Origin of the sequence: Bdellovibrio sp. BCCA, from assembly GCF_037996825.1 — a bacterium.
In the GTDB taxonomy this organism is placed as follows: Bacteria; Bdellovibrionota; Bdellovibrionia; order Bdellovibrionales; family Bdellovibrionaceae; genus Bdellovibrio.
On sequence record NZ_JBBNAC010000001.1, the window covers coordinates 246,546 to 272,927 of the forward strand.

General features: G+C 44.5%; 27 protein-coding genes. 19 read left to right on the plus strand and 8 right to left on the minus strand.

Going from position 1 to position 26,382, the window contains the following annotated elements; all coding sequences use genetic code 11:
• Positions 1 to 208 precede the first annotated feature (208 nt).
• The 5 genes from AAAA78_RS01255 to AAAA78_RS01275 all read left to right on the plus strand — a co-directional run bounded on the left by AAAA78_RS01255 (position 209) and on the right by AAAA78_RS01275 (position 5,874).
• Positions 209 to 811: a gamma-glutamylcyclotransferase family protein gene (locus tag AAAA78_RS01255; protein WP_340589922.1), complete on the plus strand. Its 603-nt coding sequence runs from the start codon at positions 209 to 211 to the stop codon at positions 809 to 811.
• Positions 804 to 1,283 carry a tRNA (cytidine(34)-2'-O)-methyltransferase gene (locus AAAA78_RS01260; protein WP_340589923.1) on the plus strand — a complete coding sequence of 160 codons (480 nt, stop codon included), beginning with the start codon at positions 804 to 806 and terminating at the stop codon, positions 1,281 to 1,283. The genes AAAA78_RS01255 and AAAA78_RS01260 overlap by 8 nt, the downstream gene beginning before the upstream one ends.
• A gap of 495 nt (positions 1,284 to 1,778) precedes the next feature.
• Complete coding sequence (secA, locus tag AAAA78_RS01265) at positions 1,779 to 4,451, plus strand: preprotein translocase subunit SecA (protein ID WP_340589924.1); 2,673 nt, start codon at positions 1,779 to 1,781, stop codon at positions 4,449 to 4,451.
• A 51-nt stretch (positions 4,452 to 4,502) separates the two neighbouring features.
• Positions 4,503 to 5,294 (plus strand): hypothetical protein, encoded by a 792-nt coding sequence (locus AAAA78_RS01270; RefSeq protein ID WP_340589925.1) that lies wholly within the window; start codon positions 4,503 to 4,505, stop codon positions 5,292 to 5,294.
• Complete coding sequence (locus AAAA78_RS01275; protein WP_340589926.1) at positions 5,275 to 5,874, plus strand: hypothetical protein; 600 nt, start codon at positions 5,275 to 5,277, stop codon at positions 5,872 to 5,874. Before AAAA78_RS01270 ends, AAAA78_RS01275 begins: the two co-directional genes overlap by 20 nt.
• Positions 5,875 to 5,883: 9 nt before the next feature.
• Here the strand turns inward: AAAA78_RS01275 and AAAA78_RS01280 are convergent, their stop codons facing one another.
• Complete coding sequence (locus tag AAAA78_RS01280) at positions 5,884 to 6,006, minus strand: hypothetical protein (RefSeq protein WP_340589927.1); 123 nt, start codon at positions 6,004 to 6,006, stop codon at positions 5,884 to 5,886.
• Between the two features lie 275 nt (positions 6,007 to 6,281).
• Here AAAA78_RS01280 and rsgA point away from each other — a divergent pair, with 275 nt between their 5' ends.
• Positions 6,282 to 7,370: a ribosome small subunit-dependent GTPase A gene (rsgA, locus tag AAAA78_RS01285; protein WP_340589928.1), complete on the plus strand. Its 1,089-nt coding sequence runs from the start codon at positions 6,282 to 6,284 to the stop codon at positions 7,368 to 7,370.
• A gap of 104 nt (positions 7,371 to 7,474) precedes the next feature.
• On the plus strand, positions 7,475 to 7,918 hold the full coding sequence (locus AAAA78_RS01290; protein ID WP_340589929.1) for an outer membrane protein assembly factor BamE: 444 nt from the start codon (positions 7,475 to 7,477) through the stop codon (positions 7,916 to 7,918).
• Between the two features lie 3 nt (positions 7,919 to 7,921).
• Here AAAA78_RS01290 and AAAA78_RS01295 read toward each other — a convergent pair whose 3' ends face one another.
• Together AAAA78_RS01295 and AAAA78_RS01300 are read right to left on the minus strand one after the other, a co-directional pair.
• Positions 7,922 to 8,575, minus strand: coding sequence for a hypothetical protein (locus AAAA78_RS01295; RefSeq protein ID WP_340589930.1), 654 nt, complete (start codon positions 8,573 to 8,575; stop codon positions 7,922 to 7,924).
• A 1-nt stretch (position 8,576) separates the two neighbouring features.
• A complete protein-coding gene (locus tag AAAA78_RS01300; RefSeq protein ID WP_340589931.1) occupies positions 8,577 to 9,218 on the minus strand; it encodes a matrixin family metalloprotease in 642 nt (213 codons plus the stop codon).
• Between the two features lie 133 nt (positions 9,219 to 9,351).
• Between AAAA78_RS01300 and AAAA78_RS01305 the strand changes: the two genes are divergently transcribed.
• On the plus strand, positions 9,352 to 10,197 hold the full coding sequence (locus tag AAAA78_RS01305; RefSeq protein WP_340589932.1) for a hypothetical protein: 846 nt from the start codon (positions 9,352 to 9,354) through the stop codon (positions 10,195 to 10,197).
• A 2-nt stretch (positions 10,198 to 10,199) separates the two neighbouring features.
• Here AAAA78_RS01305 and AAAA78_RS01310 read toward each other — a convergent pair whose 3' ends face one another.
• The gene (locus AAAA78_RS01310) at positions 10,200 to 12,404 is read right to left on the minus strand and encodes a phospholipase D-like domain-containing protein (protein ID WP_340589933.1); all 2,205 of its coding nucleotides are present in this window, start codon (positions 12,402 to 12,404) and stop codon (positions 10,200 to 10,202) included.
• Between the two features lie 147 nt (positions 12,405 to 12,551).
• Positions 12,552 to 13,076, minus strand: coding sequence for a hypothetical protein (locus tag AAAA78_RS01315; protein ID WP_340589934.1), 525 nt, complete (start codon positions 13,074 to 13,076; stop codon positions 12,552 to 12,554).
• A gap of 138 nt (positions 13,077 to 13,214) precedes the next feature.
• Here AAAA78_RS01315 and AAAA78_RS01320 point away from each other — a divergent pair, with 138 nt between their 5' ends.
• Complete coding sequence (locus AAAA78_RS01320) at positions 13,215 to 14,015, plus strand: sterol desaturase family protein (RefSeq protein ID WP_340589935.1); 801 nt, start codon at positions 13,215 to 13,217, stop codon at positions 14,013 to 14,015.
• Here AAAA78_RS01320 and AAAA78_RS01325 read toward each other — a convergent pair.
• Together AAAA78_RS01325 and AAAA78_RS01330 are read right to left on the minus strand one after the other, a co-directional pair.
• Positions 14,012 to 15,505: an acyl-CoA synthetase gene (locus tag AAAA78_RS01325; protein WP_340589936.1), complete on the minus strand. Its 1,494-nt coding sequence runs from the start codon at positions 15,503 to 15,505 to the stop codon at positions 14,012 to 14,014. The genes AAAA78_RS01320 and AAAA78_RS01325 overlap by 4 nt on opposite strands.
• 13 nt (positions 15,506 to 15,518) lie before the next feature.
• Positions 15,519 to 16,523 (minus strand): ketoacyl-ACP synthase III, encoded by a 1,005-nt coding sequence (locus tag AAAA78_RS01330; RefSeq protein WP_340589937.1) that lies wholly within the window; start codon positions 16,521 to 16,523, stop codon positions 15,519 to 15,521.
• 252 nt (positions 16,524 to 16,775) lie between these two features.
• On the opposite strand from AAAA78_RS01330, the gene fabG reads away from it, so the two are divergent.
• The 10 genes from fabG to AAAA78_RS01380 all read left to right on the plus strand — a co-directional run bounded on the left by fabG (position 16,776) and on the right by AAAA78_RS01380 (position 25,354).
• Positions 16,776 to 17,525 carry a 3-oxoacyl-ACP reductase FabG gene (fabG, locus tag AAAA78_RS01335; protein WP_340589938.1) on the plus strand — a complete coding sequence of 250 codons (750 nt, stop codon included), beginning with the start codon at positions 16,776 to 16,778 and terminating at the stop codon, positions 17,523 to 17,525.
• 21 nt (positions 17,526 to 17,546) lie between these two features.
• Positions 17,547 to 18,548: an alpha/beta hydrolase gene (locus AAAA78_RS01340; RefSeq protein WP_340589939.1), complete on the plus strand. Its 1,002-nt coding sequence runs from the start codon at positions 17,547 to 17,549 to the stop codon at positions 18,546 to 18,548.
• Positions 18,545 to 19,321, plus strand: coding sequence for an alpha/beta fold hydrolase (locus tag AAAA78_RS01345; protein ID WP_295898755.1), 777 nt, complete (start codon positions 18,545 to 18,547; stop codon positions 19,319 to 19,321). The genes AAAA78_RS01340 and AAAA78_RS01345 overlap by 4 nt, the downstream gene beginning before the upstream one ends.
• A gap of 145 nt (positions 19,322 to 19,466) precedes the next feature.
• Entirely contained in the window at positions 19,467 to 20,003 is a 537-nt protein-coding gene (locus tag AAAA78_RS01350; protein WP_295898753.1) for a c-type cytochrome, read from the plus strand.
• A gap of 13 nt (positions 20,004 to 20,016) precedes the next feature.
• A complete protein-coding gene (locus AAAA78_RS01355; RefSeq protein ID WP_340589940.1) occupies positions 20,017 to 20,895 on the plus strand; it encodes an SCO family protein in 879 nt (292 codons plus the stop codon).
• A 6-nt stretch (positions 20,896 to 20,901) separates the two neighbouring features.
• The gene (gene coxB, locus AAAA78_RS01360; protein ID WP_340589941.1) at positions 20,902 to 21,858 is read left to right on the plus strand and encodes a cytochrome c oxidase subunit II; all 957 of its coding nucleotides are present in this window, start codon (positions 20,902 to 20,904) and stop codon (positions 21,856 to 21,858) included.
• A gap of 11 nt (positions 21,859 to 21,869) precedes the next feature.
• Positions 21,870 to 23,480, plus strand: coding sequence for a cytochrome c oxidase subunit I (ctaD, locus tag AAAA78_RS01365; RefSeq protein WP_340589942.1), 1,611 nt, complete (start codon positions 21,870 to 21,872; stop codon positions 23,478 to 23,480).
• Positions 23,467 to 24,129 (plus strand): cytochrome c oxidase subunit 3 family protein, encoded by a 663-nt coding sequence (locus AAAA78_RS01370; protein WP_340589943.1) that lies wholly within the window; start codon positions 23,467 to 23,469, stop codon positions 24,127 to 24,129. The genes ctaD and AAAA78_RS01370 overlap by 14 nt, the downstream gene beginning before the upstream one ends.
• A 3-nt stretch (positions 24,130 to 24,132) precedes the next feature.
• A complete protein-coding gene (locus AAAA78_RS01375) occupies positions 24,133 to 24,471 on the plus strand; it encodes a cytochrome C oxidase subunit IV family protein (RefSeq protein ID WP_340589944.1) in 339 nt (112 codons plus the stop codon).
• 4 nt (positions 24,472 to 24,475) lie between these two features.
• Entirely contained in the window at positions 24,476 to 25,354 is an 879-nt protein-coding gene (locus tag AAAA78_RS01380) for a protoheme IX farnesyltransferase (RefSeq protein ID WP_340589945.1), read from the plus strand.
• Positions 25,355 to 25,671: 317 nt separating this feature from the next.
• On the opposite strand, the gene maiA is transcribed toward AAAA78_RS01380, so the two are convergent.
• Positions 25,672 to 26,328, minus strand: a complete 657-nt coding sequence (maiA, locus tag AAAA78_RS01385) for a maleylacetoacetate isomerase (protein ID WP_340589946.1) — start codon at positions 26,326 to 26,328, stop codon at positions 25,672 to 25,674.
• Positions 26,329 to 26,382: the final 54 nt, after the last annotated feature.

Below are 26,382 nucleotides of genomic sequence, written 5' to 3' on the forward strand. Positions count from 1 at the left end.
GAAGAGGATAGCAAAGGTCTTGAAGAAAGCAAAAACTGTTAAAGTCATTTGATTTTTTTAATTTCCAATAACGCGAAACAGTAAGTGTCACCGTTTTGGAAAAAATGACGAGGCCCCCAGAAAGCGGCTTGCGGTGCCATGTGGTTTTTGGTACACACGGGACCTCTTTTTCGGAAAACCTATATTGTTGTCGTGCTCGGGGGGGATAATGACTACAACACGTTTTTTCGTTTACGGATCTTTTTGTGAGGGCATGGTTCACTTTTCAAAGATCCAAAATTTCGTGGAATCTTCAATATTTGCGCGCGTGAAAGCCACGGCTTACCGCCTTAAAGTGGGCTTTCCTGCGATGGTCAAAGGCGGTTCTGACTTGGTTCCGGGGCAGCTTGTTGAACTCAAAGGCTCCGAACTTCTGCTGGGTCTTTTGGATGAGTTTTTTGGCTTTAACCGCCAAGATCCGGAGCAGAGCCTTTACTCTAGGGAAGAGATCGAGGTGTTCCCTGAGGGAGCATCGCAGGCTGTGAAAGCTTGGACTTATTTTTTAAATCCGTTAAAACTTCCGGTGAATGCGGCGGTGATTCCTGGCGGAGACTGGAAAAAGTCGATCGAGGAGCAACCTGTTTTGACGTCAAAATTGACTGAAAAACAAGTCACGTACATTCAAAAATTAGGACGCTCGACAGGCCGAGAGATTGTTCCTATTGATCTCACTTTGTATCGTGAGTTGATGAACTTAGAGTTGATCGTCGATAAAGGTCGTCGTTTGGCTCTCTCAAAATTCGGCCAAGAGGTTTATAAGCATCTTGCCTGAGACTCAGAAATTATTCCGCATTGTATTGATCGAGCCCGAGATTCCGCAAAATACAGGAAACATCGGGCGCACGTGTGTGGCCACGAACTGTGAGCTGCACATCGTGGGCAAAATGGGTTTTGAAATCAACGACACGAATCTAAAACGCGCGGGTCTTGACTATTGGCCGCATCTGACGTGGCATCGTCATGAAACCTTCGCCGACTGGTGGAAGCACGTCGAAGATCCTTCTCGCATCTGGCTTTTCACGACAAAAACAAAACGCACTTACTTTGAACCTGATTATCAACCGGGCGATTGGTTTGTTTTCGGAAAAGAGACGAAAGGTCTAGACCCAGATTTGCTTTTAAAATATCCCAATCAAACGGTGACCATTCCGATGATCGGTGAAGGCGCAAGAAGTTTGAATCTCGCAACAAGTGTCGCCATCGCCGCCTACGAAGGCGTACGACAGATTAATTTCAAAAAGTAATAAATAAGATCTTAATGTGGTTCTAAAAATGCAAAAGCGAGAATGGCCTTTGCCAGACTCGCTTTTGGTGGATCTCCTGTCCGAAAACTTACAGGAGGTGTCCGATGCGTAAACAACAGTACTTACGTATTCGACGTGTTTTGAAGATTACTAAAGGTCTTTTGATCATCATTGTTCTAATCTTGACGATGGTCGCAAAGTTCAAGGCTCTTTAATTCAAACCTCCAACAAGTAACGAGCACAGTCCAGGGACTGGTGACTGAGATGCGGACTGTTTAATCTGGTAGGAGTTGAAACATGGATGAGTCTGGTGAGGGCGCCAATAAATTCAATGCGTAACTTGTATTCGTATTTGAGTTCGTCAAGGTGGGCTCTGCACGAATTTCGTCTTTGGTCCTGAAATTCATTTTCTCGAATGAAATCGAGTTAATGACGCGACTAGAAATCACCCCTTTGCTTGTCGCTAGCATGTCTTTCAGTCTATTCTCATAGCCTATGGTTACACAAATTCTCACAAAAATGTTCGGAACGAAGCACGACCGTGAAATGAAAAAGATCCAACCAACGGTGGATCGTATCAATGCGCTAGAGCCTAAAATGGCAGCGCTCACGGATGAACAACTCAAAGCCAAGACGCCTGAATTTCAAGAGCGCCTTAGAAAAGGCGAAACAGTTGATGACATCTTACCAGAAGCATTCGCGGTCTGCCGTGAAGCTGCGAAGCGCGTTTTGGGAATGCGCCACTACGACGTACAGTTGATCGGTGGTATCGTTCTGAATCGTGGCAACATCGCCGAGATGAGAACCGGTGAAGGTAAAACACTTGTTGCAACTTTGCCTGTGTACTTGAATGCATTGACTGGAAAAGGCGTTCACCTTGTTACGGTGAATGATTACCTTGTTCGTCGTGATGCCGAATGGATGGGCCGTCTTTACGGATGGTTGGGTCTTACAACAGGAATTATCGTTCACGGTTTGAACGACCAGCAACGTAAAGAAATGTACGCTTGCGATATCACGTACTGCACGAACAATGAACTTGGTTTCGACTATCTTCGCGATAACATGAAGTTTGATTTGGCTGATTACGTTCAGCGCGGTCACTACTTTGCGATCGTGGATGAGTGTGACTCCATCCTTGTCGATGAAGCTCGTACGCCGCTCATCATTTCGGGTCCTGCGGAATCTTCCACTGATAAATATTACGCTGTGAACGCGATCATTCCGCAATTGAAGCGCGATGTTCACTTCACAATGGAAGAAAAAACGAAGACAGCATCTTTGACGGATGAAGGTAACGCGAAGGTGGAAGAACTTATGGGTCTTTCCAACCTTTACGATCCACAAAACATCGAAATTCTTCACCACGTTTACCAAGGTTTGAAGGCTTACTATCTTTACCGTCGCGACGTTGAATATATGATCAAAGATGGCGAAATCGTGATCGTGGATGAGTTCACAGGTCGTTTGATGCCAGGTCGTCGTTGGAGTGATGGTCTTCACCAAGCTATCGAAGCTAAAGAAGGTGTCGAAGTTAAATCTGAAAACCAAACTTTGGCGACGATCACTTTCCAAAACTACTTCCGCATGTACGAAAAACTTTCGGGCATGACAGGTACAGCTGACACAGAAGCCGTGGAGTTCCAAAAAATCTACAAGCTTGATGTGAACGTGATCCCGACAAATAAACCAATCCAACGTAAAGACCAAGAGGACGTGGTTTATAAGTCTGAGAACGCAAAATACAAAGCGATCACAAAAGACATCAAAGAGCGTATCGCAAAAGGCCAGCCGATTCTCGTCGGTACAGAGTCTATTGAGAAATCAGAAGCTTTGAGCAACTTCCTTCGTAAAGAAGGTATCAAGCACGAAGTTCTGAACGCAAAACAACACGAACGTGAAGCGGAAATCGTCGCGCAAGCGGGTCGTAAAGGTGCCGTGACAATCGCAACAAATATGGCGGGTCGTGGTACGGATATCATGCTGGGTGGTAACGCTGAGATGTTGGCAAAAGCGGCCGTTGGTAATGACGACTCTCCAGAATATCAAGAGATGTATCAAAAACTAAAACCACAAGTGGAAGCAGAGCGTGCAGAAGTGCGTAGTCTTGGTGGTTTGTACATCATCGGTACGGAAAGACATGAATCTCGTCGTATCGACAATCAGCTTCGTGGTCGTTCCGGCCGTCAAGGGGACCCAGGGGAATCTCGTTTTTATCTTTCATTGGAAGATAAATTGATGAGAATCTTCAACGGCGAGCGCATCCAAAAAATCATGGAAATGCTCAACATTCCTGAAGATGAACCAATCACTGCGAAAATGGTGACGAACGCGATCGAAGGCGCGCAACGCAAAGTTGAAGGACACAACTTCGACATTCGTAAAAACTTGATGGAGTACGACTCTGTCATGAATGCGCAAAGAAACGCGATCTACGGAATGCGCAGAAAAGTTCTTGAAGGCCAAGAAATCGAAAGAACAACATTGGATTGGTTGGGAGACGTGGTTTCAAGTCTTCTTGATACTTACATCCCTGAAGACGGTAAAAAAGAAGAGTGGAGTCTTGACGGACTTAACAACTCTTTGGCGCAGACTTTCGGATTCAAAGTTGAATTTGAAAAAATGGCGATCAATTCAGAAACGGTGACGGACGCTGTGAAAAACGGCGTGAAAGAAGTCTTTGAACGTCAAAAATCTTCAATGGGTCCTTTCTTTGAACAAGTTCAAAAAATGATCTTGCTTCAAAGCATCGACAATCACTGGAAGAACCACTTGTACGTGATCGATAAATTGAAAGAAGGTATCGGCCTTCGTGGTTACGCACAAAAAGATCCTTTGATTGAATACAAAAAAGAAGCTTTCAAAGCGTTTGAAACTTTGAATAACACAATCAAAAACGACGCCATTGAAAAAATCATGCGTGTTCAGCTTGTTGCTCAGCAATCTGAGGAGCAAGTTCTTGAAAGCCTTCGGCCCGAAGAGGCAGACTTAGATGAGTTAGATTATTCATCTCCTTCAGAGTCTGACATTGGGCACAGTTTGCCTGAGATGGAGACGGCTGAAGCTCCAACGCGTAAGATGACTTTCCAAAGCGGACCTCGTGATGATCGTCCGATGAACCGCGAAGAACGTCGTCGTTTGGATAAACAAGGTAAAGGAAAAAGATAATTGATCCCTTGTCCGAGTTGCCAGAAGCCGATAGAGATACTCGAGAAGCATATGGGGACCCTCTTCACGTGTCCCCACTGCAATGCGGTTTACTTTATCGATTGGAATGGGCAACCCGAGATGGCCGAGCACGAACCTGAACAAGTGCCCGAGCCAGAACTAGAACAAGAGATTGAAACTCCTGAGTCCTTTGAAGGCGGCACCGATTTCGAAGGTGGCGCCGACTTTCAATCAGGAACTTCTTTTGAAAATCCTCCACAACAAGATTACGCTTACACTCCTCCTGCGGGGGCGAGTGGTGTTGGCGAAGAGATGATTCCTCATCCCGAACCTGTTTTTAGTGGTGAGATCCCACAAAATATTCCTGATGAAATGACTCCTCCGGAAGATCCTTATCTTACTCCGGCAGAAGAAATTCCTCCGGGAACTGAAATTGAAACGCCCATGAATTATGAAGCGGAAGTTCCTGCGGAGTCAGAAACTCCGTATGATTTTAGTCAGACCTTGGATCGCATTCCTGAGGCTTTAACTCCATCTGGTACGACTGATAATGCTGATTTTTCTGACGTTACGGATTTCGCCAATGCAGATACGACTGCGGGACCTTTAACGTATGCTGTGGTTATCGAAGGTATCGAATCCAGTCGTCTTCTAATGCAATTAAAAGAAGCCATGACGGACTCTCGTTTTGGTTGGGATGTGAATGAACTTTTAAATCAAGTGGGCGGCGGCCGATTGGTGTTAAAAGGACTGTCTCCCGCTAAAGCCTCGGTGCTAATCAACCGAATTAAATATCTGCCGTTTAAAATTTCCTGGAGGCAGGATGTTCTCTCTGGTTCCTAAGATTTTGTTGATCTCTTTGACAGTGGTTTCATTGGCGTTTGCCAATGAAGGTGGCGAGAAAAAAGAAGAAAGCAGCGGCGGGGAGCATGGAGCTCCGGCAGCAGCCCCTAAAGAAGTCAAATCCTCAGAAGAAACTTACGCCGTTGTTCAAGCCCGTGTTCAGGGGCTGGAGGCGAAAGTTCACGCCGGCGAAGCTGAAATTCAAAAGTTGATTCTAGAAAAACAACACACAACAGATCCTGAAAAAGTAAACGAGATCATTCGTCAGATGATGGCTTTACATAAGGATGTTGCGAATACGCTCAAAGAATACGATCAACAACGTGCTCTTTTGAAATACCGTTATCCTGAAAAAGGCCAAGTCGAAAAAAGAGAATACGAACGCATCGAGCTTAAATCCATCGAAGATATGGAAACGCAGATGAGCTTGGGTTCCTCCGTGAAACGCACTTTAAAAAAAGTCCGTTCACAATATGGCGAGCCGGGTAAACATCACGAAGAGACCGCTTCTGAGTCGAAGCAAAAACAAGTCAAAGAACCACAACCGGGACTTATTGATCCGGTGATTTTGAAGAAATAATTTTCGATCCTAAAGATAAACGTACACAGCAATCAGAGTGATGATTATCGGTAATAAGAACGTGGCGCCAAGAACCCAAAGGGTTTTAGAGCGGGCTCTTTGTTCGTCATTTTCAATATTTTTTTCAGTCATGTTGTTCCCTCTGGCTTCTGTATATTTCAATTAGGCTGTAAAATCACTACGAACTTGTAAGGTGCTCAAGGGGGGGCTTGACCCGGCATTTCAAAAAAAGTAGTATGACCTTATCAATCCACAAACCAGGAGGGCTCGATGATTGTCACATTCTTTAAATCAAACCACAGCTCTCTGGGTTTTCAGTTTTAATTTCTCTTTAAAATTTTAAAATCTCAAATCCACGAGAGCTCCGCTTTTATTTTTAATTTTTAAAAATTATTTGGAGTTATTGCGTGAATTTATATTCAAAGCTCATCCCTTTGGGGTGGGACGTATTTTTTGAACAACAGTTAGAAAATTTAAACGAAGGATTTCAAGTCGGCCGCGTGATCAGCCAGGAACGCGAATTATATCGTGTGGCCTTTTCCGCAGAGGAAACCTCCTGGGCGCAGCTTTCAGGGCGCTTTCGCCATGATCATGAAATGTCGTCAGGATCTTTCCCTGCGGTCGGTGATTGGGTCGTTTGTAAGAATGAAGAGCAACAAGATCGAGCACTCATTCAACAAGTGCTCGACCGTCGTTCTTGTTTTTATCGCAAAGATCCGATGCAAGGTGTGCAAGTCGTGGCCTCGAACATGGACGTCGTTTTTATTGTGACCTCTATGAATAGGGACATGAACTTAAAACGCTTGGATCGTTATCTCAGCATGGCTTGGGACAGTGGCGCCTCACCGGTTGTAGTTTTAAGCAAGATGGATCTGGCCGAAGACGCAGAAGCCCTTATTCAGGAACTTGAAAACACTTATGTCGGTATTCCGATTCATGGAGTGAGTGTTTTAAATCCTGAAACGTGCGAGGTTTTAAAAACATATTTAAAACCAGGAAAAACCGTCGTGTTGATGGGTTCCTCAGGGGTTGGCAAATCCACTTTGACGAATTTCTTTTTAGGAGAAGAAATTATTAAAACTCAAAGTGCCAGAGAAGATGACGATCGCGGCCGACATACAACGACGTCACGTTTTCTGTATCAACTACCAGAAGGCGCTCTTTTGATGGACACACCAGGGATGAGGCAGCTCGCATTGGTAGATCAGGAAGAGGGTGTCGAAGGACTTTTTGAAGACATCGTAGAATTAGGTTCTTCATGTCGCTTCAGGGATTGTGCTCATCATGGAGAACCAGGCTGCGCAATTCAAGCAGCTCTTGAAGACGGAACTTTGCAGGAAGACAGGTGGGAAAGTTATTTAAAACTGCAAAAGGAAGTCGCCTTCCAAGCTCGCAAAGAGGATAAAAACAAGTTCGCGGAAGATAAGAAAAAATGGAAGCAGATCAGTAAAGACCTGCGCGTCCGTTTAAAACAAAAAGGCCGGGGAAAAATTTAACCCCGGCCTTCGGGCTCTTAAAAAATGCATCAAAACGAGACAAAAGGGAGTAGCGACCTTTAACGGATCCGAGTAAACTGGTAACGTAGAAGGATGGGGGAACTATGCTCCGATATTTGGCTATTCCTGTCGTTTTAATAGGGCTTCTAACGACAGCTTGTCAGACATCAATGCTCAAGCAGTTTTCAGAAGTAAAACCCGGCATGGAAAAAGACGATGTCCTGGATTTGATGGGAACTCCCACTCGCACGCAGCGCTATCATGGCAAAGACCGTTGGACCTACGTTTTCTATGACAAACGCATTCGCTTCGAAAAAGAAGTTCAATTCTTTGATGGCAGTGCTATTTACGTCGGTGATATTTCGCAACCGGAAGCCAATCGAACAGCCGTTGCGATGGATACGACGAATGACGTTAAAAACAGAGAGATCGATGAGCAGATTGCTCGTGATGTAGAAAAGCACCGTCGCAGCTATGAAGAGTATGAAGCACAAAGCAAAGGTGAGGATAAAGTCCGCTACGTTCCAAGTTTTGAACCCGTCCGCTAATGATTAGGGAGCTTTGATAACTAAAGGCTCTCCTAGAACCGAGATCACTTCATAGCCATTAATACTTAAAACATCGTCTGGATTTTTTCCGTAGAACTTTACGCCGGTCCATGTCCACTCTGTGGGCCAAAACTCAACGACATTTCGGAAAAAGACTTTTCCTTGCTCACGAGAGCCAGGAAGATCCACTGTGAATTCGTATTGTGACAAAGGGCTTTTTCCGATTTGCGAAAACGGAACGGGCAAAGCTTCGATATGCTCTTGGTCAGAACCTACAAGGCAAGGAGCTCGGACAACCATTTGAGGAATTTCACCAGAAAACGCAACACCTTCGGCCGAAAAAATCAAATCAACCGTAGGATATTCATCGCAGACAAAAACTTTGCTGCCGCTTTGGTTTTTCATCAAAAACAAACCTAAACGCACGCCGGGGCCCGCTGAAGTTTCCACAGCGGAAGCATCTTTTAGAACCTGATACTTAAAAGCTTTTTTAAATTCTTCAGGCGAAGCATTGGAAAGATCTTTGTCTTCCGCCGCTGTTTCACTTGCACTGCCATCAGTGGCAACGTGTCTTTTGGAAGAAAACTTCTTATCCAAAAAGAAAAGCGCCACAGGAAGTGCTACAAGAATTAGAATCAAGATTAGTTTTTTCTTCATCTCAATACTCGCATTTCAGTGTGTCTCGGTCTGCGGCAGTTAAGGTGTCTCTTTTAATAGCGCCATTGAGCACGGCCCACATTACGCTGGGAACGGTGCTTCGATGTTTCAGTCCTAAAACGTGTCCCAATTCGTGAATTAAAAGACTCTCCAAGTGAACATCATAGGGAGTTGTCGCAACATCGCTAAAGTAATTAAAGTATTTATTGTCGACAGCAATATCGGCTTCATAAAGCTGATTGCTGCGCCAATAGAGATTTGTCAAAGCTTGCAGACTTTTTTGCGACTCTGGCCAATCCAGCATCCAGTGAATAGTGTTCATGGAATCTTTGGTCGCTTTTTCAGAAAGTGTGCTGGCCGTTCTTTCAAAACGGAACAAAGTCATTCCCGCAGCATCATTCCAGTGTTGGGCTGCACGCTGAAGAATGTCTTCGTATTCGGGCGCGAAACTTTTATGGAGTTCTAAAACAACCGGAATATTTTTTTTCCAAGAAACGCGCTGCCCATAGGCATTTTGTACGAAACCGCAGTCAGATTCTGCGGCACTGGCCAAATGATCCTCATCTCCTGGGCCCAGCGTAGGTCCTTGCTGGCATGCGCATAAAGCCAACATAATAAAAGGAAGGATGAGGTATTTATACATACCTGTCAGTTTACACGAGTTCTCTTCGTATATCTTGCGGGATTTTTAAAGCTCGACGAAAGTTTTGTTCGATTTCAAACAGCCAACAGCTTTTTGTTTTGCAATCCGCCTGAAAGTCTTTTTAGATAGGGCCATGTTAATGGAGTTGGTCTTTTCTTTTCTTCTGAACGTATGGAGCCATTTCCCGGAAGCGGATTCTTGGGCGGCTGAACATGTGGGAGGAATTGAAGCCGCGACGGCCGAAATGGCATTTGAAGAGCAAATCCTTTGCAGTCTTGAGAATCAACGCCTGCTTTCTTACGACAATCGCTGGAAGAAAGAAGCTTCGCTCAAGGTTCCTGTTAAATGCCGCAAGAAGAATCAAAATGAATCTTACCAGCAGGTGGAGTTTCGCAGCCAAACGCTGCCAACTGGGCACGCTATGTTTGCGTGGGATCATTCTGTAGAAATCAAAATCAAAGATCACGCCCCGTTTGTTCTCTATACACGCCAGGATAAAAAGTACGTAGGGGCTCACTCCACCGCCGGATGGTCGATGTGGGTTGAGCGTAAAACCGGCAAGCTTCGCTATGAATGGAGTGATGCTAAGAAAAATCTGCATCTTCGTATGTTGGCAACGGTAGATATAAATCCAGTGAAGGGTAGCATTTCTGACGTGCGCAATTTGCACGGGCTCTTTGTTAAGAAAGAAAACGGCGCGGTTGTGAAAGCGGTAAAAATTTCTGGCGATTCAGAAGATGGATTTAAACATATTTCCTACGAGAAAAATGAAAAAGGGTGGACGAAGACTTGTGAAAAATGTTCTTCAGAAAAATCCTGCAAGCATTCTGTGGATAACTTAGGGGAAGAAAGCAAACTCAATTCGTTTGCCGATGTTTCTTCAAAGGAGTACCAAGAATTTTTGCTAAGGGGAACACCGCTGGCTTTTGTTAATGTGGAGCCTTCAGAGCTAGTGCCGCCGGTGGCTCCATATCGATAGTTTTAGAAGTAAGAATCCGCCCAATCAATCAGAGTACCGTTAATCCAAGAAATTCTTTCTTGATTTGTGATCTTGCGACCCTGACGTAAGAAGTTCAGAATCTCTGTGCGTAATTCTTCGGCCGTTTTTTCATGAAGAATCAAAGCGCCACTTTCAGTGTCATGAATAAAACTGCGACGGTTTAAATTTACACTGCTTACAAAACTAAGCTTGCGATCAATCACGAGAAGCTTTGCATGCAGGATGGATTTTTCGTCCGTCCACTCGTAAATATCAACATTGCTTAGATGTCTATTCACGCCTTGCTTATTCACATCCTCTGCAATTTGCGGAGTTCCGTCGCCGGCTAAGTGAATACGGGTCATGACTTTGACCTTCACACCTCTTTGCACGGCGCGGTCTAGGGCCGCACTGATCGCCACTGAAGGACGGAAGTAAGGAGTGGTAAGAAGGAGTTCTGACTGCGCAGAATCAATCATATTGATATAAAATCTTTCCAACTGATAACCGTCAAAGTAAGGCAAAGACATAATATGACGGACTAGTGGATACAACGTCGGTAACGACGTCAGACGACGAACTTGGTCTGCATCTGCAAGTTTTGGAACGTTCAGATTTGTTGATCTAAAACGTTGAGTTTCCGGATCGCGCATCCAGAAGGCCAACATCTGTGATGTTACAGATTTCACAAATTGATAACCACGCAGTTCAATCTCGAAATCGTTATAATAGATATATGCCTCTTCACCTTCGCCATAGTTTTTTAAATATTTATAAGCTTTATAAAAAGGCGTATCACTAAAGATATAAGAATCACGAATATTACGGCCACCCGTAATCAAGAAATTGGCACTTGGATCTTTAGCCGAGTAGCCGATGATAAGCTTTGTGTGATTCACACGGTGAAACTTATCCAGCCAACCACCGTCGTGCCTTTCTGAAAGACGGTATTTGTAGTATTGAACTTTGATATTCGGAACGCCGACTTGCAGCCATTCCAAAATATGTTTGTCTTTTTTCGTCATCGTGACTTCAGGAACCAGAATACGAACTTGCGTACCGCGTTCGGCGTGGTAACGAAGAGCTCGTGCCATGATCATTCCGTAAAAGTCGGCAGAAAAATTCAGCGACGACACCCAAATGACGTCAAATTTCGGTGCTTTTGAAAAATCCAGCTCTGCCATCGGGTTTTTATCATTAAAGTCTTTACGCTTAAGACCTGATCCCGTGAGTGACATAACCTTGCGGTTCATAGAAACGTAAGGATCACGCAGATTCACCATTTTTTCAAAAGACTGAGGACATGTCGTAAAGTTAAAATCCTGCTGCCAGAAAAAACTTGTCGGAGTATTGCCGAAGTTTCCTTCGGGACGCGCGCAAATATCGATTTGGTTTGTCAGCTTAATCCACTCAGGGGAAGCATCTGCTATATCGGCAAGCTCAAAACCATGAGTCCACGTCGAAGAGACGTCAGGGTCATAGAATTTAAACTGGCAGTAGCTCACAGCCGAGGCGAACTTCACGCGCACTTTCTGACCGTTGACTTTGTTGTAGTACCAATTGAATTCGTAAACGCGACTGTGGCGTTCACTTGTAAAAAACAAAAAGCCGTCGTCATAGATAATATCGTTATTGCACTCAAGTCGCGCTTTTAAGTATTTTTGCTGGCGATCGTCTCTGTCGCCAGCAAAGGGAGCCTCTGAACCCGCAGGTAGAAGATTTGCGAAACGCAAAGTATACGAATCGTAAAAGCGGTGTTCTAGCGGAAAAGGATTTCTTTTCGTTCCTAATTTGAAATCGGCCAGGTTCTTAACCTCCATCACTTCTTCTTTGTCAAAAAGACGGGGACGGAATGTCGCTTCAAACCATGGTCCCAAACCGGACCAGTCACGCAGTTGCAGTTTCGAAGAAAGTTGATTGACGTGAAACTGTCTTTCGCCCATCAATTTTTCCACTTGCTGACGAACCTTAGGGTCACGCAAAGCACTGCCATCAAAAAGAGTTTGATTGGTGGCTTCGCGCATTGTTTGAAAAGCTTGCTGGCTGGCACGCCAGTCGTTATTCCAATACTTTGAAAGTTCTAAATCAATTTCCTGAACGCGGTTGGCGCGATCGGCATCATACATTTCAGAACTCGGTGAGCGCTGAACGTTCGTGCAAGATAAAATTCCGAATGAAAATAGAAGTAGGAATAGACACCGTTTCATTCTTTTTCATTCGGCTATCTATTGGGAAAAGTTTAGATTTTTAGTCGAGAAGTCTTGAATTGAGACGGGGAAATTTTGAGAAATATTCCGTGAAGTTCGCGCAAAGAGCCCGTGCTGTAGAAAGGTCGGGCTCTTTGTGAAGAAATATTAATTATAGAAGTTCGCAATGTCGTCGTGATTACGAATGAAAGTCTTAAGATCTTTGGAAACATAACTTGTTTCGCGGATCACACCTTCAGTGCAAGAGTCCAACGTCGACATGTTTTCGCCGTCAAAGTCACAAGCACTTGTGTCCCAAGCGCGCTCTGCATAAGCGATTTTGTAACCAACAAGATTGCTGCCTCTGAAAATGCCGATGACTTCAGTTAACACCGTGTTGCCGTCAGCATAGAAGTCGCCTTCAAGAATCGTATCCGCCCAAATGTAAGATTGGCGGAAAGCGATTTTTTGAAGCGCGAGCATTTCCGTGTTTGAAAGAAACGCGGAATAATTTTTTCCGTTTTTATAGAGGACAGCTTCACGGAAAGGTTTTTGGCAAGTTTGCGCACAAGCCTCTTTGTACTTTTCAATCATGTCAGCAAATTGACGAGCGCCCACGAAATGTTGATCCGCTTGCGCATTCAAAGAAAGAGCAGTCACAGCCAGTGCGAAAATGAGAATTTTTTTGAACATACGGCCTCCTAAAGGTCTCTTGGTATAAACCCACCAAACGCCGATGTATAATTCAAAATTTTTATGATATTATGCGTTTGTATGAATGCTCCTCCGATAAAGCCCGAATTTTTGTTGTTAGGATTGGGGCCAATATTTGTGCTCTTTATTGTCGGCGAATATTTTTTCAGCCGTAAGAATCATCCTGAGAGATTTGATTTAAAAGACATGGCGAATAACGCTGCGCTATCTTTGCTTCAACAAGGAGCCGAATTCTTGTTTCTTTTTATCAATTGGCTTTTCGTTGTGACACTTTATACAAATCTCTATGAGCGCGGTCTGCATCTTGTCCCGGAAAATATCAGTGCGCTGTGGTTTGTGGTGCTTTTTGTTGCGCAGGATTTTCTTTATTATTGGTTTCATCGGGTAAGCCACAGAGTGCGCTGGTTCTGGTCAGCTCATGTCGCGCACCACTCTTCTGAATATCTGAACTTTTCCACGGCCCTTCGCCAAAGTGTGCTGTATCCATTCACAGGCATGTGGATTTTCTGGCTGCCGTTGGCTTATTTGGGATTTAGTCCAGAGTGGATCACGTTTATCGTGTCACTGAATTTAGCCTATCAATTTTTCGTGCACACGCAGCTTGTGAAATCCTTAGGCCCCTTAGAATGGATTTTAAATACACCAAGCCATCATCGTGTGCACCATGCAAAGAACCCGCAATACATTGATAAGAACTATGCTGGAGTATTGATTATCTGGGATAAAATGTTTGGAACATTTGTGCCTGAAGAAGAAGCTTGCGTTTACGGTATTACTAAAAAAGTGAATTATCGAAATCCCTTTGAGTCAAACATGCGTGAGTTCATTGATATGTGCAAAGGGGCTCAACGAGCCCCAGGAATCACAAAAAAAATAAAACACTTCTTCGGTCCGCCCGAATGGAACGGCGAGGATTAAAGAGCTGTTTCCGCAAGTTTGCGTTTTAAAATCTTTCCGCTATCACCTTTTGGCAATGACGGCAAAAACACAAAATGTTTTGGAATTTTAAATTTCGCTAAATTCTGTAAGCAGTGATTGTGAAGCTCATCCGCTGTTAGCGACGTATTACCTGCGACAACAAACGCTTTGCCAACTTCGCCCCACTTGTCATCAGGAACACCGATGACAGCGGCTTCAAGCACTTGAGGATGTTTGCGCAGGATTTGTTCTACTTCTGGAGGATACACGTTTTCTCCGCCAGAAATGAACATGTCTTTTTTGCGGCCCACAACATAGAAATAACCTTCAGAGTCGCGACGAACCAGGTCTCCGGTATAAAGCCAGCCCTCTTTAATCGTCTCTTGAGTCGCTTTTTCATTGTGCCAGTAACCTTGCATGCACATCGGTCCGCGCAAAACAAGTTCGCCCACTTCATTGTCACCCAGCTCACGGCCGTCGTTATCAACGACTTTCGCTTCGATATAAAAATTAGGAAAACCAATCGAACCGATTTTGCGAAGAGCGTCTTCCTCGTTTAAAGAAAACACATTCGGGCCAAACTCTGTCAGACCGTATCCTTGTCGAATCGGAATGCCTTTTTTGTCCCAAACTTTAATAAGTTCAATCGGCATCGGCTCGCCGCCGACGATGGCATAACGAACACTTTGTAAATTCGTTTTTTCGAAGATCGCAGAGCGCGCCATCATGTCCATTGTTGTCGGAACGCCAAACATGATCGTCGCTTTTTCTTGCTCGCTCAGAGTTAGAATTTGCTCGGCATCAAATTTCTTTAAGAACACAACCTTCGCACCACGATGGATGAAAGGAGTCGTAAGAACATTCCAGCCGCCCGTGTGAAAGAACGGAAGGAAGATCACCGTGCAATCGGATTGAGAGATATTCAGTCGGAATGTGGTATTGATGGAATTCCAGAAAAGCATTTTATACGTGAGGATCGCGCCCTTTGGAGAGCCTGTCGTGCCTGACGTATATAGAATCATCACAGGATCAGTTTCTTGAACATTGAATTTGTATTCAGAAGCTTCCGTCGTTTCAAGCTTCGTTGCAAAACTGTTTTCACCTTGTAAAAGAAGCTTTGCCGGATTCACAGACTTCGGAAGATTTTCAACGATTTCACGATAAGGCTCTTGGAACAAAATCAATTTCGGAGATGAATCCGTCATGATGTGATCCACCTCGCGCTGAGTGAGGCGGAAATTCACCGGCACCATGATGGCGCCGAGCCTTTGTAAAGCGAAAAACAAAAACACATATTCAAGTTCGTTGGTGGCAAGAACGGCGACGCGGTCGCCTTTACAAATGCCGAATTCTTTATGCAAAAGGTGAGCGCCACGGTTGGCTAAATCAAAAAGTTTAGCGTAAGAAAATTCACGGCCCGTCTCGCCATCTTTAATAGCGATGTTATTCGGAGAATAAAGTTTCCAGCGTTTTAGCCAATCTAGTTCCATAAATCACCCTCGGTTATGTGTCGTATCCCCACTCTAGGGCGAGAGCAGCCATGCTCATACCACCGCCAGAACCCAACATAAAGACCAAATCACCTTTTTTCATTTTCTTCTGGTTGGCTGCGTCCGCAACGGCCATACCGATAGAAGCAGAGCCCGTGTAGCCATAGCGATCCATGATGTAATGAGCGCGATCGCGAGGAAGTTCTAATTTATCCAAAGTTTCATAAATGCTCTGAACGTTAAATTGAGTGATAAAGAAATGTTTGATGTCTTGAGGTTTTTTATTCAAACGATCCAGCAACATTCCCGTTAGGCGTGGCCAGTGAATGCCGTTTGTCTCTGGCGGAATGCGTTTTGGGAAAGCCAACAAGTGACCTTTGTTTTCAATCACATTGTGAGTAACAGGTTGGGCAGAACCTCCGGCATAAATCCCCATGTAGTCATGGTATTGGCCGTCAGTGTACATTTGGCTGTCGATAAATCCGGTGCCGTCTTTAGAAGGTTGAAGAATCACAGCCCCCGCACCATCTGCAAACAACGAAGCGATTTTGTAATCGTCGAAGTTCAAATATTTACTCATGGCATAGGCACCAACAACTAACACGTTTTTGTATTTGCTATCCGCTGCAATATATTTAGAAGCGATATCACAACCGACAACAAAACCCGCACACGCTGTATTAATGTCATAAGTACCGGCGTTCGCGGCTCCCATGCGATAAGCAACAACAGAGGCTGTTGAAGGGGAGAGATAATCAGGTGTGTCTGTAGAGACAATAATAAGATCAAGATCCTTGGCTGTGATGCCCGCTTTTTTCATCGCTTCTTCCGCAGCAGGAATGATGAGATCTGAAGTGCGTTGATCTTCCGTCATCCAACGGCGCTCGCGAATATTTCTTTGCTCGCTTAAGAAAGTTCCGATGTCTTTTTTGTAAAGATCGTTGAAATATTGATTGGAAATGACTCGCTCGGGCGCGTACATTCCGGTTCCTACGATTGTCGCTTTTTGTCTATTCATCGTTATATTTCCTTTTGAGCCTATTTAAAAAGGCCAGCTGACTGCGTTACTCGTCGTCGGCGTACAAGGAGTACGCTTTCCTCCTCGTGCCTTGCATCTGGCCTTTTTAAATAGGCTCACGATTTCGCTAATCTACAAAGCATTTTTCGGCTTTTGGCAAGAAAAGAAATATTGAGTATTTGCTCTATTCACAGAGCGAAAAAGTCCGATTTCCTTTGACGGCACCGGGGCTTGTCGGGGTAAGCCCGTTATATGAAAAATATTAATTTCGATTTTAAAAATAAAAATGCCATCGTTACTGGAGGAGCTTCCGGTATCGGTTTTCAAATCACACAAAACTTTTTAGAAGCCGGTGGAAATGTTTCTATCTGGGATTATTCTGAACAAGCTTTGCAAAACGCCAAAAAAGAATTTTCAAAATTTGGTGAGCAAGTTCACATTGCACAAGTCGATGTAACAAATCGTGATTCCGTTGCGAAAGCAGCGGCTTCTCTTCCATGGGCTGTGGATATTCTTGTGAATAACGCCGGTATCACTCGCGATAAATCTTTTGCGAAGATGGCGCCTGAAGATTGGGATGCGGTGATCAGCACAAACCTAACGGGTCTTTTCAACGTTACGAAAACGTTATTGGAAAAATTCAACGCATCTTCAAATAGTAAACGCATCATCAACATCTCTTCTGTTGTGGGTCTTTACGGAAACTTTGGTCAAACGAATTACGCCGCTGCAAAATCAGGCGTGATCGGTATGACGAAAACTTGGGGCAAAGAATTGGGTCGCAAAGGCTTTACTTCAAATGCCATTGCTCCAGGCTTCATTAGAACAGCGATGACAAACGCAATGCCTAAAGAGGTTATCGACTCTATGGCAGCCAAAGTTCCCGTGGCACGCCTTGGGGAAACTGAAGATATTGCAAACGCATGTTTGTTCTTGGCAAGTGAACAGGCTGGCTATATTAACGGCGCAGTCATCAGCGTCGACGGCGGTATTGTTCTATAAAATTCTTTAGGGGGAATTTTTATGAAATCTCTGATTCTGGCTACTTTGGTTGTTTGCTCCGGTTTGTTCGTTTCAATGGAGTCTCTCGCGAAAGCAGAAGCCTTTAAGGGTTTCGTGGCAATTTCTCCGCAAAAAGAATTGTACGTTGATTATGTGCCTGCTGAAGGTCAGAAGCCGACGGTCATTTTGATCAACGGTCTTACTTACAGCACTCGTCAATGGGATAGCTTCACAGAAGCTCTTGTTGCAAAAGGCATTGGTGTTTTCCGCTATGATCCTATCGGACAAGGACAAACACTTTTAAAGTATGCGCCGATTTTGGAAGTGATTCCTTTTCAGAATCAAGTTCAAGATTTGAAAGCACTTTTGACTAAAATGAATTTTAAAGGCCCTTTTAATTTAGTTGGGCTATCCTACGGTGGCGGCATTGCCGCAGGCTTTGCCGCTGCTTATCCAAACCTTGTGAAGAATCTGGTCATGATGGCGCCGTTCACGCGTCCTCTTGATGGCACAGATAATTGGATCAAGGCGCAGATCTGGGCGACTCGTCAGATTTTCCCGTTCAACAAAATGTCAGACGATGATTTGTATGATTATTATCTTCACCAAATCGTGTATGCGACATATCCGCAAGCAGAGCCGATTGTTTTAGAAAATCCGTTCAAGCTTGAGGCGACTTATCGTTTGGTGCAAGGGATTCGCAAAGCTCGTCCTATTGATCAAACAGCCTCTATTCCTGCGCGCGCCTTGCACTTGATGATCGCTCGTCAAGATCAGTACATCAACACCAGCGTTCTTGATGAATACTGGGATGCGGTTCCGATGGAAGCTCGTGCAAGCCGTCTATATATCAACGGTTCTGAACACAAAATGGTGGAAGCAGTTCCTAATTTCACAGCGGCTTGGGTTTACGAAATCGTGACTGGGAATAAAAAACTTTTCAAAGGTCAGGATTTCGAAGGTTATCCATTCCGTGGTGAAGTTCGCTCTGGAAATGACGAAATCAAGGTAGGTCGCGAATGATTCACTTTGAAGTCAAAGAAGGTTTAGTTCCTGAAGATGTTTTCTTTATTCACGGAAATCTGTCTTCGAATCGTTGGTGGTATCCTTCTGAAGAGATTTGGAAAAAGGGTGCTGCTGGGAAGGACTACAAAGGGGCTTTGATCTATGCGGAGTTTCGCGGTTGCGGTAAGAGCACGCCTCCTAAAGACGCGAGCGAAGTGAATTTGCACACTTTTGCTGATGACTTTATTTCTGTAATCAAGAAGTCAGGCCGTGGTCCAATGCATGTCGTTGGGCATTCCACCGGGGGTCTAATTGCAGCTTTGATGATGGCCAAAGAACCCGGTCTTTTTAAGAAGGCTGTTTTACTGGACCCTGTCGGAGCGCAAGGTGTTACGTTTGATCGCTCGATGATTGCGGCCTTTGAGCAGATGAAACAAGACAAGAATCTGACAGCGGCAGTGATCGGTTCTACGATTCATAATAATAATCCTGAGACGGATTTCTTTAAACAAGTTGTTGTAGAAGATGCGTTTCACGCAGTGAAAACTGTGGGCCACTGGGTCCTTGAAGCCCTTGATGGGCTTGATATTCGTGCAGATATGAAAAAAGTGAACAATGAAGTTCTGGTTCTTCACGGCGAACACGACAAACTCTTGTCGATGGATGAATCGAAGGCTTTGGCGAGTCTTTTTTCTCGAGGAAAATTTCAGGTTATTGAAGGTCAAGGCCACTGCGCCAACGTGGAATCTCCTGAAAAGTTTGTGAACATCACTCGCGGTTATCTTTTCTAACTCATCTTGGCGCATAGCGTCGCAATTAAGTATCTCGACGGTGTCGGCGTAATTAGTTGCCGACACTCGGGTTTTACGTTAGTTAGAACAATACATTACAATATTGTGACAAAACTATTTTGCGTCCCCTAGGGAGTGCCAACCTATGTCTGAAAATAGAGATGAATATAATCGCGCTGGTTTGATTGCATTTGCTTTCTCCATGGCGTTTTGCCTTGCCTTCTTCTTCTACCTTGTTGTTGTGAACAAGGGTGTGGATCTTGCGGAAAACGTAGTTGATCCGAACGCACCAGTTGCTGAAGGAGCTGCTCCGGCTTTCGATATCACTCAAGTAAAAGAACCTTGGGTTTCTACTCCTGAGCTTGTTGCTTACGGTGAAAAGCTTTTCAAAACAAACTGTGCTATGTGCCACGGTGAAAAAGGTCTCGGTGATGGTGCTGCCGGTGCGGCTTTGAACCCAAAACCTCGTAACCTTGTTGAAGGTAAGTGGACTCAAGGTGAAGGCGTGATTGCTCACTTTAAAGTTCTTCAGAACGGTATCAAAGGTTCTTCAATGGCTTCTTACGCTCACTTCAAGCCGGCAGACCGTTGGGCCCTTGTATGGTACATCGATTCTATCACTAATAATAAATCTAAAGACGATCCTGCTAAAGTTGCTGAGTTTGCAAAAACAGCACAATAATTAGGGATTTAAAATGCGAAACAGTAAGCTTGTTTTGAAAATGAAAACAATGGGAACGGCTCTCTCTGCAGTCGTTCTCGTTTTGTTTTCATTGAATGCACAAGCTTATGACGGACAGCCTGCGCCGATGGTCGCTAACGAGCAACCGAAGGAACTTGCAGGTGTCGGCATTGATGAAAAGCTCGGCGGAAAAATCGATCTTTCACTTAAGGTGAAAGACGATAACGGCCAAGAAGTGACTTTGGGTTCTTTCTTCGATGGCAAGCACCCTGTGATTCTTTCTCCAGTTTATTTTTCTTGCCCAGGTCTTTGCAATTTCCATTTGAACGGTCTGACAGACGCTTTGCGATTGATGGACCAAAATTGGACGGTAGGAAAGAAGTATAAAATTCTTTCTGTGAGTTTTGACTCAAAAGAGACTCCCGACTTGGCTGCCAAGAAAAAAGAGACTTACATGAAGCTGTATGAGCGCCCTGAAGCCGCACAAGGCTGGCACTTTATCACAGCGGATGAAGCGACAGTTCAAACGCTGACGAAGTCTTTGGGATTTAAATTTAAGTGGGACGAAAAAGCTCAAGAGTGGGCACATGCTTCTGCGGCGGTGATCATCACTCCTGACGGAACAATCTCACGTTATTTGCCAGGGATTATGTTTAATCCTCAGGACATTAAGCTTGCGTTGAACGAAGCTGCTGATGGAAAAATCGGAAGTTTCGTTGAGCACCTGGTGCTTTATTGTTTTAAGTATGACCCACAACAGAGCAAGTACACTTTAGCGGCCTTCAATGTGATGAAGATCGGTGGAGCGTTGATGGTTCTGGTGATGGTTTTATGGTTATTGCCGATTTACATCCGCTCTCGCAGAGCGAAGACCAAGTCGGCGGGGAGATAAAAGTACATGATGTGGTTTAATTTAGCGAAGGCCCAATCCTTCATGCCCACACAAGCAACCGAGATTGCAAAGCAGGTAGACAATCTTTATGGTTTCTTGTTGATCACAAGCTTCATTGCCTGCGTTCTTGTTATCGGTGGGATGATCTACTTCGTTTGGAAGTATCGTCGTAAAACTCCAGATGACAAAACTGCCTACATCTCTCACAACACTTTCTTGGAGTTCTTGTGGTCATTCATTCCACTTGTGATCTTCCTCGCGGTGTTTGCTTGGGGTTGGTACATCTATCACGACATGCGCACAATGCCGAAGAACGCTCTAGAAATTAACGTTCTTGGTAAACAATGGGCGTGGGAAATCGAATACAAAAACGGTTACAAAACCGTGAATGAAGTTGTTGTTCCAATTGGACAAGATGTAAAACTTCTTTTGACTTCGAACGACGTGATCCACTCTTTCTTCGTTCCATCTTTCCGTATTAAACAAGACGCCGTTCCGGGTCGTTACACAGCTTTGTGGTTCCGCGCGGATAAATTGGGTGACTTCCACATCTTCTGTACAGAGTACTGCGGAACTTCTCACTCGGGCATGATCGGTAAGTTGAAAGTCGTTTCTCGCGAAGATTTCGACAAATACCTAGAGCAAGGCCAGGAAGAAAGAAATCTTCCTCTTTCCAAAAAAGGTGAAAAACTTTTTGCGGTGAAAGCTTGTGCTTCTTGCCACTCTGTTGATTCTCCTGCGGTTAAAGTCGGTCCTTCTTTGTTCAAGAAATTCGGCACAGAAGAGACGATCGATGACGGTGCAAAAATCATGGTGGATGAAAACTACATCCGCGAATCGATTCTTGAGCCGAACAAACATATCGTAAAAGGTTTCCCTAAAGGTGTTATGCCAACATTCCAGGGTCAGTTAAACGAAAATGAACTCAGCGCGCTTGTTGAGTACATCAAGGAATTGAAATAAGGAGCGCACCTATGGCTACAAATTCAGCTCATCACGGTGACAACTATATTAATCACGAAAAAGGCCTCTGGTCTTGGTTAACGACTGTTGACCATAAACGTATCGGCCTTATGTACATGATCACGGTTATGTTCTTCTTCCTTGTCGGTGGAATCATGGCCTTGCTTCTTCGTTTGGAACTTTTCGCTCCAAATACCGCAGCAAACGTGGGTCAAGTTTTGAAAAACGGCGACGTATACAACCAAGTCCTTACTTATCACGGTGCGATCATGGTCTTCATGGTTATCGTTCCTGGTATTCCGGCGATCTTGGGTAACTTCTTCTTGCCTCTGCACATCGGAGCAAAAGACGTGGCCTTCCCGAAAATCAACTTGGCAAGCTGGTACTGCTTTATGGCGGGTGCGGCTCTTGCGATTTTGACTTTCTTCTTTAAGAAAATCGATACAGGTTGGACGTTCTACACTCCTTACTCAATCAGAACTGGAACTGCGACAGTGATGATGGTGCTTGGTGCCTTCATCATGGGTATGTCTTCTGTATTGACGGGTTTGAACTTCATCGTAACGGTTCACAAATTAAGAGCTCCTGGCATGACAATGCACAGAATGCCTTTGTTCGTGTGGGCGCTTTACTCAACAGCGATCTTGCAATTGTTGGCAACGCCAGTTCTTGCAATCACATTGTTGTTGTTGGCGGCTGAGAAATTGTTCGGTGTTGGTATCTTCGATCCAGCATTGGGCGGTGACCCGGTATTGTTCCAACACTTCTTCTGGTTCTACTCGCATCCTGCGGTTTACATCATGATCATTCCTGCGATGGGTGTTGTGTCTGAATTAATCACAACATTCTCTCGCAAAGTGATCTTCGGTTACACTGCGATTGCTTACTCTTCACTAGGTATTGCAGCGGTTTCCTTCTTCGTTTGGGGTCACCACATGTTCGTATCTGGTCAGTCAGCAACAGCAGGTATCTTGTTCTCTTTCATCACGATGCTGGTGGGGGTTCCAACGGCGATCAAGATGTTCAACTGGGTAGCAACTTTGTACAAAGGCTCTGTGTCTTTTGATTCTCCAATGTTGTTTGCTTTGGGCTTCTTGTTCTTGTTCGCGATCGGTGGTGTGACAGGTATCATGCTTGCAACTCTTCCAATCGACGTTCACTTCCACGATACATACTTCGTCGTAGCTCACTTCCACTATGTGATGGTGGGTGGTACTTTGATGGCGTTGATGGGTGGTTTCTACTACTGGTTCCCGAAAATGTTCGGAAAGATGTTCAACGAAACGACAGCGCGTTTGTCTTTCGTATTCATCTTCGTTGGTTTCAACGTGACATTCTTCCCTCAATTCATCTTGGGTGCGATGGGTATGCCACGTCGTTACTTCGATTACATCCCGGCTTACGAAACTTTGAATAAGGTTTCAACTGTCGGATCTTGGTTGATTCTAACTGGTTTCTTGTTCGGTCTTTGGACTATCGTTCAAGGGATCAGAAAAGGTGAGAAGGCTCCAATGAATCCTTGGAGATCTAAAACGTTGGAGTGGCAAACGGCTTCTCCTCCTCCTCACGATAACTTTGCGGTTGAACCGATTGTAACAGCGGGGCCATATGAGTACAGATAACATTAAGCACACCCATTCAGCTCACGTTTCGCACCACTTTAAAGATGCGAATCAAGAGTACGATGCTGGTAAACAAGGTATTTGGTTGTTCATGGTTACCGAGATCCTCATGTTCGGAGCGATCTTGGTAGGCTACGCGATCTTCCACAACATCTATCCTGAGATGTTTGCTGAAGGCGCGAAGTATTTGGACTGGAGATTGGGATTCGTGAACACTCTTGTTCTGATCTTCTCTTCATTCACAATGGCGATTTCGATTTCTTTCATCCAGAAGAACCAAACAAAGAATGCGACAATCGCTTTGGCGACGACAGTTCTTTGCGGTGCGATCTTCATGTGTATCAAGTACTACGAATACACGCATAAGTTCCACATGGGTCTTTTCCCGGGTCACTTGTTGGACATCGCGAAAGTTCACCCTGAGCATGCAAACCTTGGTATGTACTTTGGTTTCTATTTTGCGATGACGGGTCTTCACGGTATCCACGTGTTGATCGGTATGGGTTTGATCACTTGGCTTTTGATCAGAACTATCCGTGGCGATTTCCACTCTCAATACTGGTTGCCTGTAGAAGGTGTCGGTATTTTCTGGCATATCGTCGACTTGATCTGGATCTTCCTGTTCCCTCTTCTCTATTTGGTGGGGTAATCAATGGCGAATCATAATTCAAACAACGAAGCTAACGTTCTTCATCCGCACATCACACCCATGTCGACTTACCTTAAAGTCGCTGGTGCTTTGTTCGGTTTGACTTTCTTGACGGTGATCGCGCATCACTTCAACGCGCAATTGGGTGCTTTCGCAGCTCCGATCGCGTTCTTGATCGCGGCTGTTAAAGCGACATTCGTATTGTTGTATTTCATGCACTTGAAAGACGACACAAATATGAATCGTGCGATCTTCGCGACAGGTTTCTTCTTCCTAATTGTTCTTCTCCTCTTTAGCGTTGTGGACATCGTTACACGCGTTGTTGAGGTAAGTCCTCTATAAGACCGTGTTAAGAATTTACGCGGATCTTACTAAGTTTGGCATAGTCGTGTTCTCGGTCCTTGCGGGATTGGCCGGCTATGCCACCGGTTTTCAAATCGAACACACTTTTGACTGGAAAATCTTTTTAGAGACCTTGGCGGGGATTTATTTCCTAAGTTCGGGTTCTTTGGCTTTGAATCAAGTTCAAGAGTGGAAGCTCGATCAAAAAATGCCTCGTACAGCAAAACGTCCGATTGCTGCTGGAAAAATCAAACCAGCTGCTGCGGGTATCTTGGCCGTGAGCTTTATCGTTGTCGGTTTGAATTTCCTTTTCACACTTCAACCTGTTGCAGGTTGGGTGGGATTGTTCTGCGTTTTTCTTTATAATATTGCTTACACGATGTTTTGGAAAAGACGTTGGGTGTTTGCCGCCGTTCCGGGGGCCATTCCGGGCGCTTTGCCAGTGACCATCGGATACGCAGTTGCGAATCCCGATATCTTTAATCCTGAATCTTTGTATTTATTCTTGATCATGTTCTTATGGCAGATGCCGCACTTCTGGATTTTGGCGATCAAGTTTAAAGATGACTACGCTAAAGGCGGAATCCCCACTTTGCCGGTCGCTTTGGGAATGCAAAGAACTTTATTCCATGTAGGTCTTTATACATTCGTGTACGTTGGAGTTGCATTGGCAGCACCGATGTTCGTGCACGCAAGTTGGATGTTTATCCTTCTAACTTTCCCATTCTGTTTTAAAGTCATGCAGGAATTTTATCGCTACTACAAATCCAACGGCACTGAACGCTGGTTGGCTTTTTTCATGTGGCTTAATATTTCGATGTTGGTCTTCATCACGATTCCCGTGATCGACAAATGGAATTTCCTTTTTATCCATTCTAATTAGGCGCTCTCGCCAGGGCTGAGATCCCTGATTCGCTTTGCCCGGGATTTTTAGTCCCGACCTTAGTCCTATGTTACTTGTTGGGATTTAGGTTGCGGCAAAGTTATTAAAGAGCTTTTAGCTTCGCGATAATTGTCAGAATGAGAAGAATAATTATCAACAGAGCTTTAGTGATGCGTAAAATACGCCGAATAGTACGTAACTGGTGGTTACGCATATCGGACCTCCTTTGTGTTTCGGACAAAGGGATCACTCACAGCGGATCTGGCGAGAGCAGAGATCCGCTGTTGCATTTTTAGGGCCTGAATTTTTCGATTGATCTACTTCTTAAATTCTTCCGGTGTATCGATTTGTTTGAATGGATGAGCTTTTTGGAAAGCTTCAAGTTTGTTGCAGTTTTCACTGATCTTTACCAGAGTTGGGTAAGGTGAAAGGTCCACCTTAAAGCGTTGGCAAGTCACGAGCTGTGGAATCAAGAAAAGATCCGCCATCGTGACTTGGTTGCCGAAACTGTACGTGCCCGAAAATTCCTTAAGTGTTGATTCTAAAGTCTCGAGTCCTTGAGTCGCCCAGTGCTTAAACCACTCTTCTTTTTGTTCTTGAGTGTAACCGTGATGGGTCTCCATGTACTTCAAAGTTTTTAAATTCCCCATTGGGTGCATAAAGGAATTAATCACCTCACACACTTGGCGAATGCGTGCTTTGAGGTAAACATCTTTGGGGAAAAGCGCTGGTTCGGGGAAAACTTCATCGAGATATTCCATGATCGCAAAAGATTCTGGAATCGCTTTACCGTTATGAACGAGTGTTGGAACCCCTCCAAGAGGATTGATTTTTAGATATTCCGGAGAGCGCTGTTCTGCTTTCAAAAGATTGACGGGCTTGTATTCAAAGTCGAGGCCCTTTATGTGCATTGCCAGACGAACACGGTAGGAAGTGGAACTTCGAAAATAGTTGTAAAGTACCATAGACGCCATATACGCTCCTATAAAGGCTGCTTTCGATGGCTCATTATTTCACTTGTGTTTGCT

Bases quoted from the DNA above. Each gene is read 5' to 3' on its own strand.
- AAAA78_RS01255 (WP_340589922.1), top strand. From the start codon at position 209: ATGACTACAACACGTTTTTTCGTTTACGGATCTTTTTGTGAGGGCATG.
- secA (WP_340589924.1), top strand. From the start codon at position 1,779: ATGGTTACACAAATTCTCACAAAAATGTTCGGAACGAAGCACGACCGT.
- AAAA78_RS01270 (WP_340589925.1), top strand. From the start codon at position 4,503: ATGGGGACCCTCTTCACGTGTCCCCACTGCAATGCGGTTTACTTTATC.
- AAAA78_RS01275 (WP_340589926.1), top strand. From the start codon at position 5,275: ATGTTCTCTCTGGTTCCTAAGATTTTGTTGATCTCTTTGACAGTGGTT.
- AAAA78_RS01280 (WP_340589927.1), bottom strand. From the start codon at position 6,006: ATGACTGAAAAAAATATTGAAAATGACGAACAAAGAGCCCGCTCTAAA.
- AAAA78_RS01290 (WP_340589929.1), top strand. From the start codon at position 7,475: ATGCTCCGATATTTGGCTATTCCTGTCGTTTTAATAGGGCTTCTAACG.
- AAAA78_RS01295 (WP_340589930.1), bottom strand. From the start codon at position 8,575: ATGAAGAAAAAACTAATCTTGATTCTAATTCTTGTAGCACTTCCTGTG.
- AAAA78_RS01300 (WP_340589931.1), bottom strand. From the start codon at position 9,218: ATGTATAAATACCTCATCCTTCCTTTTATTATGTTGGCTTTATGCGCA.
- AAAA78_RS01305 (WP_340589932.1), top strand. From the start codon at position 9,352: ATGTTAATGGAGTTGGTCTTTTCTTTTCTTCTGAACGTATGGAGCCAT.
- AAAA78_RS01310 (WP_340589933.1), bottom strand. From the start codon at position 12,404: ATGAAACGGTGTCTATTCCTACTTCTATTTTCATTCGGAATTTTATCT.
- AAAA78_RS01315 (WP_340589934.1), bottom strand. From the start codon at position 13,076: ATGTTCAAAAAAATTCTCATTTTCGCACTGGCTGTGACTGCTCTTTCT.
- AAAA78_RS01325 (WP_340589936.1), bottom strand. From the start codon at position 15,505: ATGGAACTAGATTGGCTAAAACGCTGGAAACTTTATTCTCCGAATAAC.
- AAAA78_RS01330 (WP_340589937.1), bottom strand. From the start codon at position 16,523: ATGAATAGACAAAAAGCGACAATCGTAGGAACCGGAATGTACGCGCCC.
- fabG (WP_340589938.1), top strand. From the start codon at position 16,776: ATGAAAAATATTAATTTCGATTTTAAAAATAAAAATGCCATCGTTACT.
- AAAA78_RS01340 (WP_340589939.1), top strand. From the start codon at position 17,547: ATGAAATCTCTGATTCTGGCTACTTTGGTTGTTTGCTCCGGTTTGTTC.
- AAAA78_RS01345 (WP_295898755.1), top strand. From the start codon at position 18,545: ATGATTCACTTTGAAGTCAAAGAAGGTTTAGTTCCTGAAGATGTTTTC.
- AAAA78_RS01350 (WP_295898753.1), top strand. From the start codon at position 19,467: ATGTCTGAAAATAGAGATGAATATAATCGCGCTGGTTTGATTGCATTT.
- AAAA78_RS01355 (WP_340589940.1), top strand. From the start codon at position 20,017: ATGCGAAACAGTAAGCTTGTTTTGAAAATGAAAACAATGGGAACGGCT.
- coxB (WP_340589941.1), top strand. From the start codon at position 20,902: ATGATGTGGTTTAATTTAGCGAAGGCCCAATCCTTCATGCCCACACAA.
- ctaD (WP_340589942.1), top strand. From the start codon at position 21,870: ATGGCTACAAATTCAGCTCATCACGGTGACAACTATATTAATCACGAA.
- AAAA78_RS01370 (WP_340589943.1), top strand. From the start codon at position 23,467: ATGAGTACAGATAACATTAAGCACACCCATTCAGCTCACGTTTCGCAC.
- AAAA78_RS01375 (WP_340589944.1), top strand. From the start codon at position 24,133: ATGGCGAATCATAATTCAAACAACGAAGCTAACGTTCTTCATCCGCAC.
- maiA (WP_340589946.1), bottom strand. From the start codon at position 26,328: ATGGCGTCTATGGTACTTTACAACTATTTTCGAAGTTCCACTTCCTAC.